This is a genomic window from Empedobacter sp. UBA1574, assembly GCF_002322895.1.
Classification (GTDB): domain Bacteria; phylum Bacteroidota; class Bacteroidia; order Flavobacteriales; family Weeksellaceae; genus Empedobacter; species Empedobacter falsenii_B.
Genome location: NZ_DCOI01000012.1, coordinates 23044 through 40387 on the forward strand (window position 1 = coordinate 23044; position 17344 = coordinate 40387).

The window sequence follows — 17344 nt, forward strand, 5'->3', positions numbered from 1 at the left end:
TCGCCATGAAATCAACATTAATTCTCCTATCATTATTAGGATTAAATTTCTTGCCAATACACGCTCAAAAATCAAATGTCTGGATATCAGATTTAGGAAACGGAACGTACAAAAATCCTGTTTTATATGCAGATTATTCTGATCCTGATGCAATTCGTGTCGGTGATGATTTTTTTATGACAGCTTCTAGTTTTAATGAAGCGCCAGGTTTACCAATTTTACATTCAACTGATATGATTAATTGGAAATTGGTCAATCATGCCCTACCCGATGTTTTTCCTATTAAACATTTTAGTACGCCAAAAAGAGGTGATGGTGTTTGGGCGCCGAGTATCAGATTTCATAACAACGAATATTATATTTATTGGGGCGATCCAGATTTCGGAATTTACATGGTCAAAACCCAAAATCCTTTCGGAAAATGGGAAGATCCTATTTTAGTTCAAGAAGGAAAAGGTATTATTGATACGTGTCCGTTTTGGGATGAGGACGGAAATGCCTATATCGTACATGGTTGGGCAGGAAGTCGTGCAGGTGTAAAAAGTATTTTGACAATCAAAAAAATGAATGCGGAAGGAACAAAAGTCTTAGATAAAGGAAAACACATTTTCGATGGACACGAAAATCATCCAACTGTCGAAGGACCAAAAATCTATAAACGCAACGGTTATTATTACATTTTTGCTCCTGCAGGTGGAGTAGCTACTGGTTGGCAATTAGTTTTACGTTCAAAAAATATTTATGGGCCTTATGATGAAAAAATTGTTTTAGAACAAGGGAAATCCAATGTCAATGGACCTCATCAAGGTGCTTGGGTGGATACAAAAAATGGAGAAGATTGGTTCTATCATTTTCAAGATGCGGACACTTATGGACGAATTGTTCATCTTCAACCAATGAAATGGATCAACGATTGGCCCTTTATTGGTGTTGATCAAGATAAAAATGGAATTGGAGAACCAGTTTTAACGTATAAAAAACCTACAATTTCGAATAAGTCTGACATTATAAATCCTTCAGAAACAGATGAATTTAAAGAAAATGATATTGGATTACAATGGCAATGGAGCGCAAATCCTTCAATTGTTTGGTACAGTAAATTAGCAAATCAAAATTTTCTTCGTCTTTTCTCTATCAAAGTTCCAGAAAATTCGAATAATCTTTGGACGGTTCCTAATTTGTTAACCCAAAAATTTCCTGCACCAAATTTCACAGCTTCAACAAAAATAAAACTTACGCCTGAAGATGCTACAGAAGGGAAAACTGCTGGTTTATTAATCATGGGAACAGATTATCAATCTTTGGTTATCACAAATAAAAAAGATGGTTATTATTTACAATTGATTCGTGCAGAAAAAGCAGAGAAAAATAATCCAGAAAAAATTCTATCCGAAGTAAAATTAGGAACTAATGAAGTTTTCTTGAAAGTAAGAGTGAGCGAACCTAACGGAGTTTGTCAATTTAGTTTTAGTGAAAACGGAAAAAAATATACATCAATCGGAGAACCATTTCAAGCTAAACCAGGAAAATGGATCGGAGCAAAAGTTGGTATATATAGTATAAGTTCTCAAGATGCGAAACGTGGTGGTTATGCTGATTTTGATTGGTTCAGAGTAGATAAAAATGAGAAATAATGAAGACAAAACAATTTTTATATGCTTTAATTTGCTTCGTTACTTTGTCAAATTTTTGTCATGCTCAAAAAGGAAAATCAATCACCATTTTCTTAATCGGAGATTCAACTGTTGCAGATTATACAGACGATTATGATCCGGGCAAAAACTATATGAAAAACAGATATCCAATTGCTGGTTGGGGACAAGAATTTCAACCATTTTTTGCAAAAGATAGTGTACAAGATCTGAAACATTTAGCCAATAAACATATCATCGTCAAGGATAAAGCAAAAGGTGGTCGAAGTACGCGTACTTTTTTTCAAGAAGGTAGATGGCGAGAGGTTTATTCTCAACTAAAAAAAGGTGATTATGTTTTAATACAATTCGGACATAATGATGCCGCCGAAGATAAACCAGAACGATTTGTAAATTTAGAAGGTTACAAAGAATTTTTGAGATTATATGTGGATCAAACGAGAGAAAAAGGTGCAATTCCGATTATTCTAAGTCCTGTTGCAAGAAATTATCCTTGGAAAAATGGAAAGTTAGAAAATGTACATGGCGAATATCCATTTGTTGCAAAAGAAATTGCAAAAGAAAAAAATGTTGCATTCTTAGATTTAAATCAATTATCGATGGATTTTTTTAGCCAAAAAGGACAAGAATATGTAACAAAAACCTATTTCATGAATTTTGAAGCGAATTTGTACGATGCTTATCCAAATGGACAAAAAGATAATACACATTTTCAAATTGCAGGCGCAAAAGCTGTCGCATCAATTGTTTTCAAAGAATTCAAAAATATCATTCAAAACAAAACCATTAAATAATGAAAAAATACATAAAACTACTTACAGTTGCGTTAGCGGTTGTTTGTTCTTCTCATTTATCAGCTCAAGTTGATGAGAATATTTACAAAGATATTGAGTTTAATATGCCCAAAGTAAAAGAAACTTCGTTTCCAAATCGTGTTGTTTCAATTGCTCAATATGGTGCAAAATCGGACGGAATTTTCAAAAATACAGAAGCAATCAACAAAGCTATTTCAGAAACAAGTGCAAAAGGTGGAGGAAAAGTTGTTATTCCACGTGGAATTTGGTTGAGTGGTCCTATCGAAATTAAAAGTAATATCAATTTACATTTAGAAGATGGTGCTTTATTGATTTTTAGTAAAGATTTCAACGATTATCCTTTAGTTGAAACAAGCTTCGAAGGATTAAATACAACGCGTACTGCTTCTCCTATTTCTGCAAAAAATGCGCAGAATATTGCGATTACAGGAAATGGAACAATCGATGGAAATGGTGATGCGTGGCGTTTTGTAAAGAAGGGTAAAATGACAGATTCTCAATGGAAAAATCTAGTTGCGTCTGGCGGAGTTTTATCAGATGATAAAAAAACGTGGTTTCCAAGCGAAGGTTCTAAATTAGGTTATATCAGCAGTTCTAATTTTAATGTTCCTGATAAAATTAGCAAAGAAGATCTAATTAAAGTAAGAGATTTTTTACGTCCAGTAATGGTTAGTATTGTTAATTCGGATCGTGTACTTTTAGATGGTCCAACGTTTCAAAATTCACCAGCATGGAACATTCATCCGTTAATGAGTTCGAATATTATCATTCGAAATTTGAATGTTAGAAATCCTTGGTATTCGCAAAATGGAGATGGATTGGATTTAGAATCTTGTAAAAATGTGTTGATTTACAACAATACGTTTGATGTTGGTGATGATGCGATTTGTATCAAATCTGGAAAAGATAAAGATGGTCGCGATCGTGGAATTCCTACTGAAAATGTAATTATCAAAAATAACACAGTTTATCATGCGCACGGCGGATTTGTGATTGGTAGCGAAATGTCTGGTGGTGTTCGTAATGTTCATGTTTCTGGTGCAACTTTTATCGGAACAGATATTGGTTTAAGATTCAAAACGACTCGTGGTCGTGGTGGATTAATCGAAAATATTTACATCTCTAATATTGATATGATTAATATTCCTGCGCAAGCAATTGGTTTTAACATGTTTTACGAAGGAAATTCTCCGATTGTAGAAGATGATCAAAATGCAGATGACGAAAAAAGAAATGATAAAAAAGTTCCTGTAACAGAGGAAACTCCAACAATTCGAAATATATTTTTCAAAAATATTAATGTTGTAAGTTCTCACGAAGCTTTGTTTATCATGGGACTTGCAGAAATGAATATTAAAAATATTGTGGTTGAAAATTCAACTTTCGACACGAAAAAAGCTTTAAGTATTATTGACGCTGATGGAATTCAACTGAAAAATATAAAATTCAATTACAAAGAGGGAAAAGCGGTCACAATTTTTAACAGTAAAAATGTTGATTTAAGCACTACTGAATTCAAGTCAGCTACAACTCCAGAAATTAAGATTATTGGTAATGAATCTGATAAAATCAAGTTACCAAAAGCATTTGATAAGAAGAATGTAACAAGTTCTAAAGAAGTTAAAAAGAATGCAGTTATCAATTAAAAAGATTTTGTTTGTTTTTATGATGCATTTGGTGATAGCCTTCGGTCAAGTTGAGAGACCGAAGGCTTCGCCTTATACAATCGAAACGACTTACAAAAAATTAAAGAAAAATTACCCTTTTATTACGCCGATTTCTTCTAAAAACTTCGAAAACATTAATGCGTTTGAAGATATAATTTATCAAGAAAAACATCAATTAAAAGCAGATATTTATCAACCAAAAAATCAAACTAAATCCTCTATAGCAATTGTTCTTGTACATGGTGGAGGTTGGATTTCGGGTAGCAAAGAAAATCAAAAACCAATGGCTCAAACGTTGGCTTCAGCTGGTTTTGTAACGATGGCGATAAATTATAGATTAAGTGATGCTGCAAAATATCCAGCTCCTTTAGAAGATATGGATGATGCGGTTAATTATTTGAGAAAGAATCGTAAAAAACACAAACTCGATCAATCGAAAATCGTTATTCTTGGCGCTTCTGCAGGTGCTCAATTGGCAACACTTTACGGCGTAAAATCAAAGAAAATTGCTGCAATTATCAATATTGATGGAATTGTTTCTTTTATTCATCCCGAAGCTGAAGAAGGTACTTATGCCAGTTATTTTTTCGGTTATACGAAACAAGATAATTTTGAACTTTGGAAAGAAGCTTCGCCTTTAGAATATGTTACTTCTAAAACGCCTCCTACTCTATTTATCAATAGTTCGCAACCGAGATTTCGAGCTGGTAGAGATGATATGATGAAAAAATTAAGCGATTATCATATTCTAAATGAAGCATACGAAATTAAGAATTCGCCTCATTCTTTTTGGTTGATGAATCCTTGGTTTGATGAAACGAAAGACTACATTATTGATTTTTTAACGAAACGATTTAACAAATGAAAATCATTCAATTCATTTTTATAGTTTGTTTACATTTCATCTATACTAATGTAAATGCTCAATACAAAACAATTACTGTTGCAAAAGATCAACAAGCAGATTTTACATCTATTCAAGAAGCGATTAATTCGTTGAGAGATTTAGGACCAGATCAAGCTTTGATTCTTGTTAAAAATGGCGTTTATCTCGAAAAAATTAGAATTCCTTCTTGGAAACATAAAATAAAGATAAAAGGTGAAGATTCAGAGAAAACTATTATTACTAATAATGATTTTTCAGGAAAAATAGATGGTTTAACCAATCAAAAAATGACAACCTATACTTCCTACACTTTTTTGGTTGAAGCAGATGATATACAATTAGAAAATCTCACGATACAAAACGAAAGTTGTAACCAAGGTCAAGCTGTTGCTCTGCATGTGGAAGGCGATAAATTTGTGGCAAAAAATATTCGGTTATTAGGATGTCAAGATACATTGTACACAGCTACAAATAGAAGTCGTCAATATTATCAAAATTGTTATATCGAAGGAACGACAGATTTTATTTTTGGTGAAGCAATTGCCGTTTTTGAGCATTGTACCATAAAAAGTTTGGCTAATTCTTATATTACAGCTGCGGCAACACATCAAGAGCAAGAATTTGGTTATGTTTTTTTCAATTGTAGTCTTATTGCAGAAGACAATTTGACAAAAGTTTATTTGGGAAGACCTTGGCGTCCTTTTGCCAAAACAGTTTTTATACATACCGAAATGGGAAAACATATTCTTCCTATTGGTTGGAACGAATGGAAAGGTGATGCAATGTTTCCAGATAAAGAAAAAAAAGCTTATTATGCAGAATATAAAAATAAAGGTTTAGGAAATAATCCTCAAAAAAGAGCAATTTGGTCGCATCAATTAACCGAAAAAGAAATACAAAAATATACCATCGAGAATATTTTTAACGGATGGAATCCAAAGCAGAATTAACATGAAAAAAATAATTTTATCAACGATTTTATGCTTGTTTTTTAGCATAATATTCGCACAAAAAAGAACCCTATTTCTTGTTGGAGATTCGACAATGGCGAATAAAGAAAATCCAACTAAAAATCCCGAACATGGCTGGGGACAACTTTTGCCTGAGTTAATGAATTCTGATTTAGAAATTCAGAATCATGCAACAAATGGAAGAAGTTCCAAAAGTTTTAGAACAGAAGGAAGATGGAAAAAAGTTCAGAATCAATTGAAAAAAGGTGATTATGTAATCATTCAATTTGGACATAACGATCAAAAAATTGAAGATTCTGTTCGTTACACAAATCCTGTCACTCAATATCGCGCAAATTTGGAACAATATGTTACAGAAGCACGAGCAAAAGGTGCTATTCCGATTTTAATGACTTCTATTGTTCGTCGAAATTTTAATGAAAAAGGCGTTTTGGTTGACACTCACGGTTTATATCCTTTGATTGTGAGAAGTGTTGCAAAAGATTTGGATGTTCCGTTTGTTGATATGCAATATTTGACAGAGAAATTGGAAATAAAATATGGTCCAGGAAACTCTAAAAAATTGCATTTACATTATCAACCAAATGAAATTGATTATTATCCAAAAGGCAAAAACGATGATACTCATCTATCAAAACTTGGAGCCGAAGAAGTTTCGAAATTAGCTGTTAAAGAACTGATCATACTAAATATCGGCTTAGAGAAATATATTAAAAAATAAGTTTTTAGTTTTCATTCTAAATCAATACCCCTCAACAAGAAATTTTGAAGAGGGGTATTTTTGTATTTTAAAAACTAAATCTTAGGTTCTTGTTGACTCAAACAATGGAAAGATCCTAGTCCCCAAATAATATCTGTAGAATCTATTCCTACAACTTTACGATCGGGGAAACATTTCTGAATAATATCCAAAGCAATTGCATCTTTTGCACAACGATAAGTTGGTACAATGACAGATTTATTCGCAATATAAAAATTCGCATAAGAAGCAGGTAAACGCTCACCTTCGCAATAAACCGCATCCGGCATTGGCAATTCAATAATGTTTAATGGACGTCCATCTCGTAATTTCATTTCTTGCAATTGGCGAAGATTCACTTGCAACAATTCGTAGTTATCATCCGATTCATCTGTTTCAACAACCGTCAAAACTGTATCTTCATTTACAAAACGAATTGTATCATCAATGTGTCCATCCGTATCATCACCAACAATTCCGTCTTCTACCCATAGAATTTGCGAAACTCCGTAATAATTTCTTAAAAATTCTTCGATTTGTTCTTGCGAATAATCTGGATTACGATTTTCATTCAGTAAACAAGATTTTGATGTCATCAACGTATCTTTTCCATTAAATTCGACCGAACCTCCTTCCATAATAATTCCAGGATGAAAAACAGGAAGATTAAATTCTGCACCAATTCTTGTTGGCACAACATCGTCATTTTCAAAAGGTGGATATTTTCCTCCCCACGCATTGAATCCCCAATCAACAATAACTTTTGGGTTATCAGGATTGTTTTTATTCAATAAAAATGCAGGACCATGATCGCGACACCATGCATCATTTGTTTCATTAAAATAAAACTCAACTTGTGACAAATCTGCATCCGTTTTTTCGATAAAAGACAACGCAAACACTTTCATTTCTTCATCTTTCACATTAATACGAACCTTTTCACCTTTCGATAATTCAGCAATAAATTCAGCATAAGCTGGATAAATTAACTGAATACGATCTGGCCAAGATTCTTCTTTGTGCGGCCAAGACAACCATGTTGCTTCGTGTTCTTCCCATTCGGCAGGAAATCTATATCCTAAATCTTTTGGGAATTTTGATGTATCTATAGTGTTCAATTTTATTTCTTTTCTAAAAGTTTAAACGTATTTTCGATATGTCCAGTAACTTTCCAATTATCATGACCTGGAATAACTTGTTTAATTTTTGGATGTTTTGTAACTAGTTTCTGTACTGTTTTTGGCCATTCAGTAACATTTGCTTCACCTGTGTAACCTAAATTTACAGCGTCAGCACCTTTTATCAAACAACCTCCATTCAGCACTTTATATTTTGGAAACCAAACCACAACATTATCAGAAGTATGTCCTTCACCAAAATATTCAACAACAAATTTTTCATTACCAAATTTGTATGTTTTTCCTAATTCAATCTCAAATTTTGATGTCGCTTTTCCTTCTTTTTTTAATTTAGAATTGGTTAAAGAAGTTGCATAAGTAGGAATATTCAAATCATTATAAAAACTTAAATCTCCTGCTCTATCATCATGCGAATGTGTTGCAAACACAGCGATAACTGGCAAATTATACTTTTCTTGTAACATATCATTTAATTCTTGATATTGCGATTTCTGCCAAGGAACATCAAACAAAACGATTCCTTTATTCGTTACCAAATACATTCCATTTGCATTATACTCAACACCATTAAACGAATTGAATGTTTGATAAACAAATAAATTGTTATTAATCGGATCAATCTGAATTGGTTTTATTTGACCAAATGCAAAACTTCCTATCAATGCTATAAGTGAAAATAATTTCTTCATTAATCCTCGTCTATAAAACGTTTTGTAATTGGTTGATAAGAATCGATGCGGCGATCTCTTAAGAAAGGCCAGTGTTTACGGAAGAAATCAGATTCGTTCAAATCCAATTCAACCACTTCTGTTTCCTCTTTATCATGCGTTGCTAAGTACAACAATTTTCCCTGCGCATTTGTCGCAAAAGAGCCTCCCCAGAACTTCATTGCTCCATCTTGCTCAAAACCAACACGATTTACAGAAATAACCGGAACTCCATTCGCAACCGCATGTGAACGCTGAATTGTTTGCCAAGCATTGTATTGATCTTGATTTGTTTCTTCGTCTTGCGTCGTATCCCAACCAATCGCAGTAGGATAAAATAAAATTTCTGCTCCCATCAATGCTGTTATACGAGAAGCTTCTGGATACCACTGATCCCAACAAATTAACACTCCAATTTTTCCAAATTTAGTATCAAAAACTTTGTAACCTAAATCACCTGGAGTAAAATAGAATTTTTCATAAAACGCAGGATCATCTGGGATATGCATTTTGCGATATTTTCCTAAATATTGTCCATCAGCATCTAAAATAGCGGTTGTATTGTGATATAAACCTTGCGCACGTTTTTCGAATAATGAAGCGATAATTACCACTCCCAATTCTTTAGCTACAACTGATAACGCATCTGTTGATGGTCCAGGAATTGCTTCTGCTAAGTCGAAATTATCGTAATCTTCTACGTCACAGAAATATAATGAGGTAAACAATTCTTGCAAACACACAATTTGAGCGCCTTTTGCAGCTGCTACTTTTACTTGCTCTATTGCTTTGTTTAAATTTTCTTGTTTGTTATTAGTACAAGTCATTTGTACCATTCCAACTTTAACTTTTGCCATTTTATAAATAGGTCTAAAAATAAAAATGAATAATAATTACAAAAATAGCGAATTTAGTAGGATTTAATCTATTAGAATTTATATTTAAGAATATTTTATGTTTCAAATGTGATGAAATTTAAATTTCTATCAATCTATCTAGCAATGCTATTTTGAGAACAGATTTAAGAAAATTTTAAAAAAAGTTTACCTAAATATTATAATTTTTAACAAGTCTTTATTAAATTGTAACTTCTAATTTTGTCGCGTAATAATTTAAAACATGAAAAAATTAATTGCCCTTTCTTGTCTTTTTAGCGGAATATTTATTTCAGCTCAAAGTCAAGAAAGTTACATTTTAGCAGAAAATTCTGCCTCTTCATCCACTTCTATCTCTACAAAAAAAGTAACTTATGACGATCATTTAATGGCAGCAGAATCATTCAACATTCCAATCGTGAAGAGTTTTGATGATATTGAAGGTTTAGTTGCTACAAAAAAATTAGTTGCAATTCCTGAAGAAGGAAATGGGTACACAATTGAGAAATTAACACACAGTAAAGCTTTTTTAAATAACAGAGCAAAAACTGTGTTGGAACGAATTGCTTCAAAATTTCTGGACGAAAACAATGCTACAATTACTGTAACTTCGCTTACCCGTTCTGAAGAAAGTCAAGCAAGTTTAAGACGAGTAAATAGCAATGCAGCAAAAGGCGAAAGTTCTCATAACTATGGTGCTTCTTTTGATTTGTCGTATACAAAATTCAATAATAAATATACGTATAGCAAAACTCATCGTGATAATTTAGAAGCGATTTTAAAACAATTGCAAGAAGACGGTAAAATTTACTATATCAAAGAATATAGACAACACTGTTTTCATGTAACGGTTCGTAATCCCGATCAATTTAAATCAACAACAATGTAATATATAAAAGTTCTTTTCTATTTTTGCAGAAGAGAATTGAATCATGAAACAATTTTTAACAACTTTTTTTATTTGCTCTTCTTTATTCGGTTACGCTCAATCTCGAGTTATTATAGAACCTTCTAAAGAATATGTTCAGCATTTGAATGCCGCAAAATCTCATAAACTTGAGCTAATTGATGGTGATAAAAAGTTGAACAAATATATCAATCAAGGTAAATTGGTTAAAATAAAACAACGTGGTTATGGTTGGCGAGTTGGTGATTTAACGCATAGTCATTCGTATCTTATTCCAAAAGGTCGAGATATTTTGACAAGTATTGCAAGAGATTTTGTAAAAACAACAGGTCAAAATTTTTTCGTTGTTACATCAATGACACGAACGCTACATGATCAAAATCGTTTGAGAGGAATTAATAAAAATGCTTCTTCTAATGATAGTTCACATAATTTTGGTGCTGCTTTTGATATTTCTTATGTTAGGTTTAATCATAAAATTAGACCTGATTCTAAACTAGAAAAAGAGTTAGAACAAGTGCTAAAAAATTATGTTAGAACAGGTAAAATTTACTACGTAAAAGAATCTAAAATTAGATGTTTTCATATTATCGTTCGGAATTATTAAATTCTGAACGATTTTTTTTTGTTTGTAAATAATAACTATACAATAATCCTATAAACACAAACAAACTACAAAAACCAAATAAGTTTGACATTCCAAACAAACTGATAACACCACCAATTAGAGGACCTGTAATTCCCAATGAGATATCAATAAACAAGCCATACGCAGCTACAGCAGCTCCTTTACTATTATCTGAAACCAAAGCAACAGCCTCTACTCCCATCGCAGGAAAAACCAATGAAAAACCAATTCCTGTAATACCTGCACCAATAAGAGCGATAAAAGAATTTGGCGCACTAAAAAGAATTAATAAACCTATCGTTTCGACTATCATGCAAATAATTCCAACTTTTAATCCTCCTAATGTATTAATTGAACTATTAAAAAATAATCGTCCTACAATAAACAATAAACTGAAAACACTTAAACATAAAGCTGCATTCGACCAACTATAAAAGTCGTAGTAAAGTGTTATAAAATTAGAAATTCCTCCAAATCCAAGACCTGCAAGTGCTAAACAAATTCCAAAAGGAGCCACTGTTTTCAATACACTTATAAATGGTTGCGGAACTTTTGAAACTGCAGTTAATATATTCTCTTTATTTCTAGCTAAAAAATAACCTATAATCGCACAAACAATACTAAACAAACCAATAAAACCAAGTCCAAAATATTGATTTAAGATAACTCCCAATGGTGCTCCAATTGCCAATGCACCATAACTAGCAACACCATTATAAGAAATTGCTTTCGCTGTATGTTGTTGTCCAATTTTTAAAATTGCCCAGTTTATTGGACTTCCACCTACCATTCCTTCTGCTGCACCAGTAACCAATCTCGCAAGTACAAGAATAGCTATTGACAAAAAATGATTGTTTCTTGTGAAGTAACAAAAGTATAATAAAACTCCTGCTAAAATAAACAAACTCATACTCAATAAAACGGCTGGTTTAGGACCTTTTGTATCTACGATTTTTCCCGCATAACCTCTCAATATAAAAGTTATCACATATTGCAAACTAATTACAATACCCGCTACAAGCTCAGTAAAACCTAATGTTTTTGTAATAAAAATAGGTAAAATAGCCAACGGTAAACCTATAAGTAAATAACCTATAAATGAAAAACTTACATAACCTATAATTTGCATGAAAATTTGTCGTGAACTCATGCTTAATTTCTCTTCCATAACATAATGCAATCGGTTGCAAATTTAGAATATTTAATAATCAAAGACAATTATTCATCCATTATTAAATTTGAAAATATATTATTCTTATTTACTTAAATTTAATCTTTACTTATTGTTGTGTTAATCCGAATACCGCATAAAATATAGAATTTTAACATCTACAAAACAAGAAATTCACACAATGAAAAAAATCGTATTATCGCTAGTATTATTTGGAAGTTTTTATACTTCTGTCAACGCTCAACAACTTGCTAAAGGAATTGTTTTTGAAGATAAAAATCAAAACAATAAATTCGATAAATCAGAAAAACGTTTGGCAAACGTGCAAATTAGTAACGGAAAACAAGTTGTTTCGACAAATGATAAAGGAGAATATCAAATCGAGATTGATAACGAAACTATTTTGTTTGTCATTAAACCAACAAATTACAAAATTCCTACAAACGAATTCAATCAGCCACAATTCTACTACATCAACAAACCTAATGGCTCTCCAAAATTAGAATATGCAGGTTCTGCTCCGACTGGAAATACTCCAAAGAGTATTGATTTTGCTTTAATTCCTACAAAAGAAAACGAAAAATTTTCGGCTTTAATTTTTGGTGATCCTCAAGCTTATACAGAAGAAGAAATCGAGTATTTCTCTAAAGGTGTAATTGATGATGTTAAAGGAATTAAAGGAATGGAATTCGGACTTTCTTTAGGAGATTTGGTTGGTGATGATTTGAATTTGCATCCATCTTATATAAAAGCTGTTTCGAAAGTTGGTTTACCTTGGTACAATGTTATGGGAAATCACGATATGAATTATGATGCAAAAGAAGATCAATATTCGGATGAAACGTTCGAGAAAAATTTCGGTCCAAATAATTATTCATATAATATCGGTAAAGCACATTTTATTGTTTTAGATGATATTTTATATCCAGATCCTCGTGATGGAAAAGGATATTGGGGAGGTTTCCGTCCTGATCAATTAGAATTCATTAAAAATGATTTAAAATTTGTTCCAAAAGATCATTTAATTGTTTTAGCATTTCATATTCCGTTGCGTGACACACGTCCAGAAGATAGAAATCAATTATTCGAATTGTTAAAAGATTACCCAAATACAATTTCAATGTCTGCTCATACACATTTCCAAGAACAGATTTTTTATGCAAATCAAGATGGTTGGCAACAACAAAAACCTCATCACGAGTACAATGTTGGAACAACTTCTGGTGATTGGTATTCGGGACCGAAAGATGCAAAAGGAGTTCCGGCCTCTACGATGCGTGATGGTACACCAAAAGGTTATGCTTTTTTACATGTAGATGGTAATCAATATAAATTTGATTATAAAGTTGCAAATTCACCAAAAGAAAAACAAATCGACCTGTACCACACAAAAAAAGTAAAAGAAGGTAAACGCAATCGTGCTTTTTTATATGCTAATTTCTTTATGGGACATGAATCAAATAAAGTTGAATATCGTGTAAATAATGGTGAATGGAAAGAGATGAATTGGGATCCAACAGTTGATTACAATTATATGGAAACCATCATGAAAATTGATAATGCAGAAATTACAAATATTGGTAACAGACCTTCTGCTCCAGAAATTTCGAAACATATTTGGTCAGTTCGTTTACCGAATAAACTAAAAGTTGGAACTTATCCAATTGAAGTTCGCGCAACCGATTTGTACGGAAACACTTTTACAGAAAAATCTTCTTTCGAAGTTATTAAATAACCGTTTTATACACATCTTGATAAGCCACTTCTTTTGAAGTGGCTTTTTTAAATAAAATATTTTACAATTTATTCATGTTAAATAAAAATCAATAAACCTTTATTCAAATGTAAAACTAATATCAAGACCTCTATTTTAGTAATGTTTACTTAAAAATCTCTTAACCATGAGTTAAACAACTTCATAAAAAGAAGTTCTAGTTTTGTTAAAATTTTTAACACATAAACATTTCACATTTACAGCTATGAAACAATTAAAATTACCACTACTTCTACTAGGTGGATTTTTAAGTTTACACGCCAATGCTAAAACTTACACCGGAACAGATTATCATCAATCGATTTCTCAAGATCAAAATCCAATCAAAGGTCAAATCGTTGATCAAAACGGATTAGGAATTGCAGATGTAGAAATCATCATCAAGGGAACATCTTTTAAAACATTTACAGACGGAGATGGTTTTTTCGAATTTGTTTCAGTAAATGTTGCTCATCCTACATTATTGGTAAATTCATCTCAACACAAATTTATTGAATACACACCGAAAGATATTTCTCAAGTAAAAATTACTTTACAAGAAGAATCTAACCAACTGAATGAGGTAATTGTAACTGCTTTGGGGATAAAGCGAGAGCAGAAAAAATTAGGATTTGCTCAACAAAATATAGGTTCGGAAGAACTTGCAACAGCAGAAGCGAATAACTGGTCTTCGGGATTGAAAGGAAAAGTAGCTGGTCTTAATATTATTTCTGGAGGAAATGGACCAATCAATTCTCAGCAAATTATTTTGCGCGGAGCAAATTCAATCGACCAATCAAAAAATTACGCTTTAATTGTCATCGATGGTGTTCCAATGAGTACAGAAATGACTTCTTCTGGAAACAATACTGCTTACATGGGCGATGATTCACCTATCGATTTTGGTAACGGTATTTCTGACATCAATCAAGCAGATATCGAAAGTGTAACCGTTTTAAAAGGTCCTTCTGCAGCGGCTCTTTATGGAAACAAAGCTGCAAATGGAGCTTTAATTATAACAACAAAATCAGGTAAAAAAGGTAAACAATTAGGTTTAGAATATAAATCAACTGTAGCTATTGACGTTATTAACAATTGGCCAGATTTTCAATATGAATATGGTCAAGGAACTGGAAAAAGTTTCGATAAAAACGGCAATCCTTATTACTCATATCAAACCTCAGCAGATGGACCAAATACAGGAAGTACTTCTTCTGCATTCGGACCAAAATTTGACGGACAATCATTTTTTCAATATGATCCAACTTTAGAAAAACAAGGGGCTGAAAGAACTTTATGGCGTGCGTATAAAGATAATAGAAAAGGGTTTTGGCAAACTGGTTTCACTTTCAGTAATGCAGTTACACTTTCTGGTGGAAATGACAAAGGAAGTATGAGAGCTTCTATTGGACATCAGAAAAATAGCTGGATTATGCCAAATACAGGCTACGAAAATTATACTGCTGCTATTAATGGAAACTATCAAGTAAGTGATCGCATCAAAGTTTCGACTGCCTTAAACTATACTCGCAAAACAAGTGATAATTTACCAGGAACTGGTTACAATAACGGATCTATTGCTTATTTTATGATCTTCCAAAATCCAAACGTAGATTTAAATTGGTACAAACCAATTTGGAAAAAGGATTTCAATGGAGTAAAAATGATTCGCCCATTTAGTTCATACATGGACAATCCTTATGCTATTGCTTACGAAGCTGTTAATCCAATGAGTAGTAATCAAATTGTTGGAAATATTAGAGCAGATTTTAAATTAAGCAATAAATTAAGCTTAATGTTACGTCCTGCAATTAATACCTATACTCAATTGCGCGAACAAAAACGTCCATTTGATATGAATCGTACGCCGAATGGATATTACAAAAGACAAGACATATCTAAAACTGAAACAAATATCGATTTCTTATTAACTTATACTGATAAATGGGGAGATTTTGGTTTCAATGCAAATGTTGGAGGTAATAGAAAAAATTATGAATACAGAAATTTAACGGCTTGGGTAAATGGTTTAGCTTCGCCTGGAGTTTATAAACTTTCGAATGGATTAACTTCTCCTTTTGCAAGAACGTATGATTCTAATTTAAAAGAAAATTCATTATATGGAATGGCTTCATTTGGTTGGAAAGACATGATTTTCGTTGATTTTACAGGTCGTAACGACTGGAATTCTTCTGTTGCAGTAAAATATAGCTCATTCTTTTATCCTTCAGTCTCTTCAAGTTTTATTCTGTCAGATTTATTCAAAATAAAAGGACCTATTAATTACTTAAAATACCGTTTATCATTTGCAAAAGTTGGTAACGGAGGTACAACAGGTTGGACAAATAGATATTACGATCAAAGCGATTTTACAGCATCTGCAGTAGTACCTGGAAGATTATTTAATCCTGATATTAAACCTGAATCTACAACATCATGGGAAACTGGTTTCGAGGCTTTATTATTCAAGAAAAGATTAAGCTTAGATTTTACAGTTTATCAACAAAGTACAAAAAATCAAATCTTCGAATTACCAAATGATATCACAACTGGCTATTCAAGAAGAGTGGTAAATGGAGGAGAAATTGAAAACCGAGGAATTGAAATAGCAGCTACGTATTCTCCAATTAAAAGTAAAGATTTTGAATGGAAAATGATTGGAACTTGGTCTAAAAATGAAAACAAAGTAAAATCTTTAGTAGAAGGAATAGAAGGTGATCAAATGATTCTTGGTCAATCTGGAACAGTTTATCAAATTGCTAAAGTTGGCGGTTCTTCTACAGCTCTATATGGTGAAAAATTTGTAAGAAACGATGCGGGACAAATCATTTATGATGCAAAAACAGGTGTTCCACTTAAAAATGGATTAATAGAATATGTTGGAGACGCAACACCTAAATGGAGAGCAGGTTTCACAAATGAAATCAAATTCAAAACATTGCGTTTCAGTTTTACATTAGACGGACAATATGGTGGAATTGTCTATTCACAAACTTATCACAAAATGATGGAGCAAGGAAAATTGGCAGATTCTTTACCTGGTCGAGAAGATGGTTACATCATTGGAAATGGTGTTGTATTGAATGCTGACGGAACTTATTCTCAGAATACAACAAAAACTGATGTAGCGACTTATTATAAAGAATATAACCGAAGAGCAAACGTCGAATCTAATTCTTTCGATGCATCATATTTAAAATTAAGAGATGTTAGTTTAACGTTCGATTTCCCTAAACGATTATTATCTAAAACAGGTTTAGAAGCTTTATCTCTAACTGTATATGGCCGCGATTTATTTACTATTAGTGATTTCCCTTTATACGACCCTGAAACAGCATCATTAAACGGAAGTACATATGTTCCTGGAGTTGAAATGGGACAAATGCCTTCAACTGCAACGTACGGAATTACATTAAAAGCTTCGTTATAATTTA

General features: G+C 32.3%; 14 protein-coding genes. 10 read left to right on the forward strand and 4 right to left on the reverse strand.

Translation table 11 applies throughout. From position 1 onward, the window contains the following. Window positions 1-5 precede the first annotated feature (5 nt). The 6 genes from B3578_RS02580 to B3578_RS02605 are packed head-to-tail and all read left to right on the forward strand — an operon-like array spanning window position 6 to window position 6712. Window positions 6-1634, forward strand: a complete 1629-nt coding sequence (locus B3578_RS02580; RefSeq protein ID WP_221855152.1) for a glycoside hydrolase 43 family protein — start codon at window positions 6-8, stop codon at window positions 1632-1634. Further along, on the forward strand, window positions 1634-2446 hold the full coding sequence (locus B3578_RS02585; RefSeq protein WP_286495610.1) for a rhamnogalacturonan acetylesterase: 813 nt from the start codon (window positions 1634-1636) through the stop codon (window positions 2444-2446). Before B3578_RS02580 ends, B3578_RS02585 begins: the two co-directional genes overlap by 1 nt. After that, window positions 2446-4113, forward strand: coding sequence for a glycoside hydrolase family 28 protein (locus tag B3578_RS02590; protein ID WP_221855156.1), 1668 nt, complete (start codon window positions 2446-2448; stop codon window positions 4111-4113). Before B3578_RS02585 ends, B3578_RS02590 begins: the two co-directional genes overlap by 1 nt. After that, window positions 4097-4999 (forward strand): alpha/beta hydrolase, encoded by a 903-nt coding sequence (locus B3578_RS02595; protein ID WP_219034313.1) that lies wholly within the window; start codon window positions 4097-4099, stop codon window positions 4997-4999. Before B3578_RS02590 ends, B3578_RS02595 begins: the two co-directional genes overlap by 17 nt. Continuing rightward, on the forward strand, window positions 4996-5970 hold the full coding sequence (locus B3578_RS02600) for a pectinesterase family protein (protein ID WP_286495611.1): 975 nt from the start codon (window positions 4996-4998) through the stop codon (window positions 5968-5970). The genes B3578_RS02595 and B3578_RS02600 overlap by 4 nt, the downstream gene beginning before the upstream one ends. A 1-nt stretch (window position 5971) precedes the next feature. Continuing rightward, window positions 5972-6712, forward strand: a complete 741-nt coding sequence (locus tag B3578_RS02605) for a rhamnogalacturonan acetylesterase (RefSeq protein WP_286495612.1) — start codon at window positions 5972-5974, stop codon at window positions 6710-6712. 74 nt (window positions 6713-6786) lie between these two features. Here the strand turns inward: B3578_RS02605 and B3578_RS02610 are convergent, their stop codons facing one another. Genes B3578_RS02610 through B3578_RS02620 form a run of 3 tightly spaced genes read right to left on the reverse strand, consistent with a single transcriptional unit; the run spans window position 6787 to window position 9433 of the window. Further along, window positions 6787-7848 (reverse strand): agmatine deiminase family protein, encoded by a 1062-nt coding sequence (locus tag B3578_RS02610; RefSeq protein ID WP_219034310.1) that lies wholly within the window; start codon window positions 7846-7848, stop codon window positions 6787-6789. A gap of 2 nt (window positions 7849-7850) precedes the next feature. Next, entirely contained in the window at window positions 7851-8558 is a 708-nt protein-coding gene (locus B3578_RS02615; protein ID WP_114999921.1) for a subclass B1 metallo-beta-lactamase EBR-4, read from the reverse strand. After that, entirely contained in the window at window positions 8558-9433 is an 876-nt protein-coding gene (locus tag B3578_RS02620) for a carbon-nitrogen hydrolase (RefSeq protein WP_114999920.1), read from the reverse strand. The genes B3578_RS02615 and B3578_RS02620 overlap by 1 nt, the downstream gene beginning before the upstream one ends. Before the next feature lie 262 nt (window positions 9434-9695). Here B3578_RS02620 and B3578_RS02625 point away from each other — a divergent pair, with 262 nt between their 5' ends. Both B3578_RS02625 and B3578_RS02630 read left to right on the forward strand, forming a co-directional pair. Beyond that, window positions 9696-10340: a DUF5715 family protein gene (locus B3578_RS02625; RefSeq protein WP_114999918.1), complete on the forward strand. Its 645-nt coding sequence runs from the start codon at window positions 9696-9698 to the stop codon at window positions 10338-10340. Between the two features lie 43 nt (window positions 10341-10383). After that, a complete protein-coding gene (locus tag B3578_RS02630; RefSeq protein ID WP_219034309.1) occupies window positions 10384-10965 on the forward strand; it encodes a DUF5715 family protein in 582 nt (193 codons plus the stop codon). Here the strand turns inward: B3578_RS02630 and B3578_RS02635 are convergent. Further along, window positions 10946-12154 carry an MFS transporter gene (locus tag B3578_RS02635; protein WP_349676194.1) on the reverse strand — a complete coding sequence of 403 codons (1209 nt, stop codon included), beginning with the start codon at window positions 12152-12154 and terminating at the stop codon, window positions 10946-10948. The genes B3578_RS02630 and B3578_RS02635 overlap by 20 nt on opposite strands. A gap of 184 nt (window positions 12155-12338) precedes the next feature. On the opposite strand from B3578_RS02635, the gene B3578_RS02640 reads away from it, so the two are divergent. Both B3578_RS02640 and B3578_RS02645 read left to right on the forward strand, forming a co-directional pair. Then, complete coding sequence (locus B3578_RS02640) at window positions 12339-13892, forward strand: calcineurin-like phosphoesterase C-terminal domain-containing protein (RefSeq protein WP_286495616.1); 1554 nt, start codon at window positions 12339-12341, stop codon at window positions 13890-13892. Window positions 13893-14136: 244 nt separating this feature from the next. Beyond that, entirely contained in the window at window positions 14137-17340 is a 3204-nt protein-coding gene (locus B3578_RS02645; RefSeq protein WP_291046886.1) for a SusC/RagA family TonB-linked outer membrane protein, read from the forward strand. Window positions 17341-17344: the final 4 nt, after the last annotated feature.

Excerpts from the sequence above, each read along its gene's own strand:
- B3578_RS02580 (WP_221855152.1), top strand. The coding sequence starts at position 6 with ATGAAATCAACATTAATTCTCCTATCATTATTAGGATTAAATTTCTTG.
- B3578_RS02585 (WP_286495610.1), top strand. The coding sequence starts at position 1,634 with ATGAAGACAAAACAATTTTTATATGCTTTAATTTGCTTCGTTACTTTG.
- B3578_RS02590 (WP_221855156.1), top strand. The coding sequence starts at position 2,446 with ATGAAAAAATACATAAAACTACTTACAGTTGCGTTAGCGGTTGTTTGT.
- B3578_RS02595 (WP_219034313.1), top strand. The coding sequence starts at position 4,097 with ATGCAGTTATCAATTAAAAAGATTTTGTTTGTTTTTATGATGCATTTG.
- B3578_RS02600 (WP_286495611.1), top strand. The coding sequence starts at position 4,996 with ATGAAAATCATTCAATTCATTTTTATAGTTTGTTTACATTTCATCTAT.
- B3578_RS02605 (WP_286495612.1), top strand. The coding sequence starts at position 5,972 with ATGAAAAAAATAATTTTATCAACGATTTTATGCTTGTTTTTTAGCATA.
- B3578_RS02615 (WP_114999921.1), bottom strand. The coding sequence starts at position 8,558 with ATGAAGAAATTATTTTCACTTATAGCATTGATAGGAAGTTTTGCATTT.
- B3578_RS02620 (WP_114999920.1), bottom strand. The coding sequence starts at position 9,433 with ATGGCAAAAGTTAAAGTTGGAATGGTACAAATGACTTGTACTAATAAC.
- B3578_RS02625 (WP_114999918.1), top strand. The coding sequence starts at position 9,696 with ATGAAAAAATTAATTGCCCTTTCTTGTCTTTTTAGCGGAATATTTATT.
- B3578_RS02630 (WP_219034309.1), top strand. The coding sequence starts at position 10,384 with ATGAAACAATTTTTAACAACTTTTTTTATTTGCTCTTCTTTATTCGGT.
- B3578_RS02635 (WP_349676194.1), bottom strand. The coding sequence starts at position 12,154 with ATGGAAGAGAAATTAAGCATGAGTTCACGACAAATTTTCATGCAAATT.
- B3578_RS02640 (WP_286495616.1), top strand. The coding sequence starts at position 12,339 with ATGAAAAAAATCGTATTATCGCTAGTATTATTTGGAAGTTTTTATACT.
- B3578_RS02645 (WP_291046886.1), top strand. The coding sequence starts at position 14,137 with ATGAAACAATTAAAATTACCACTACTTCTACTAGGTGGATTTTTAAGT.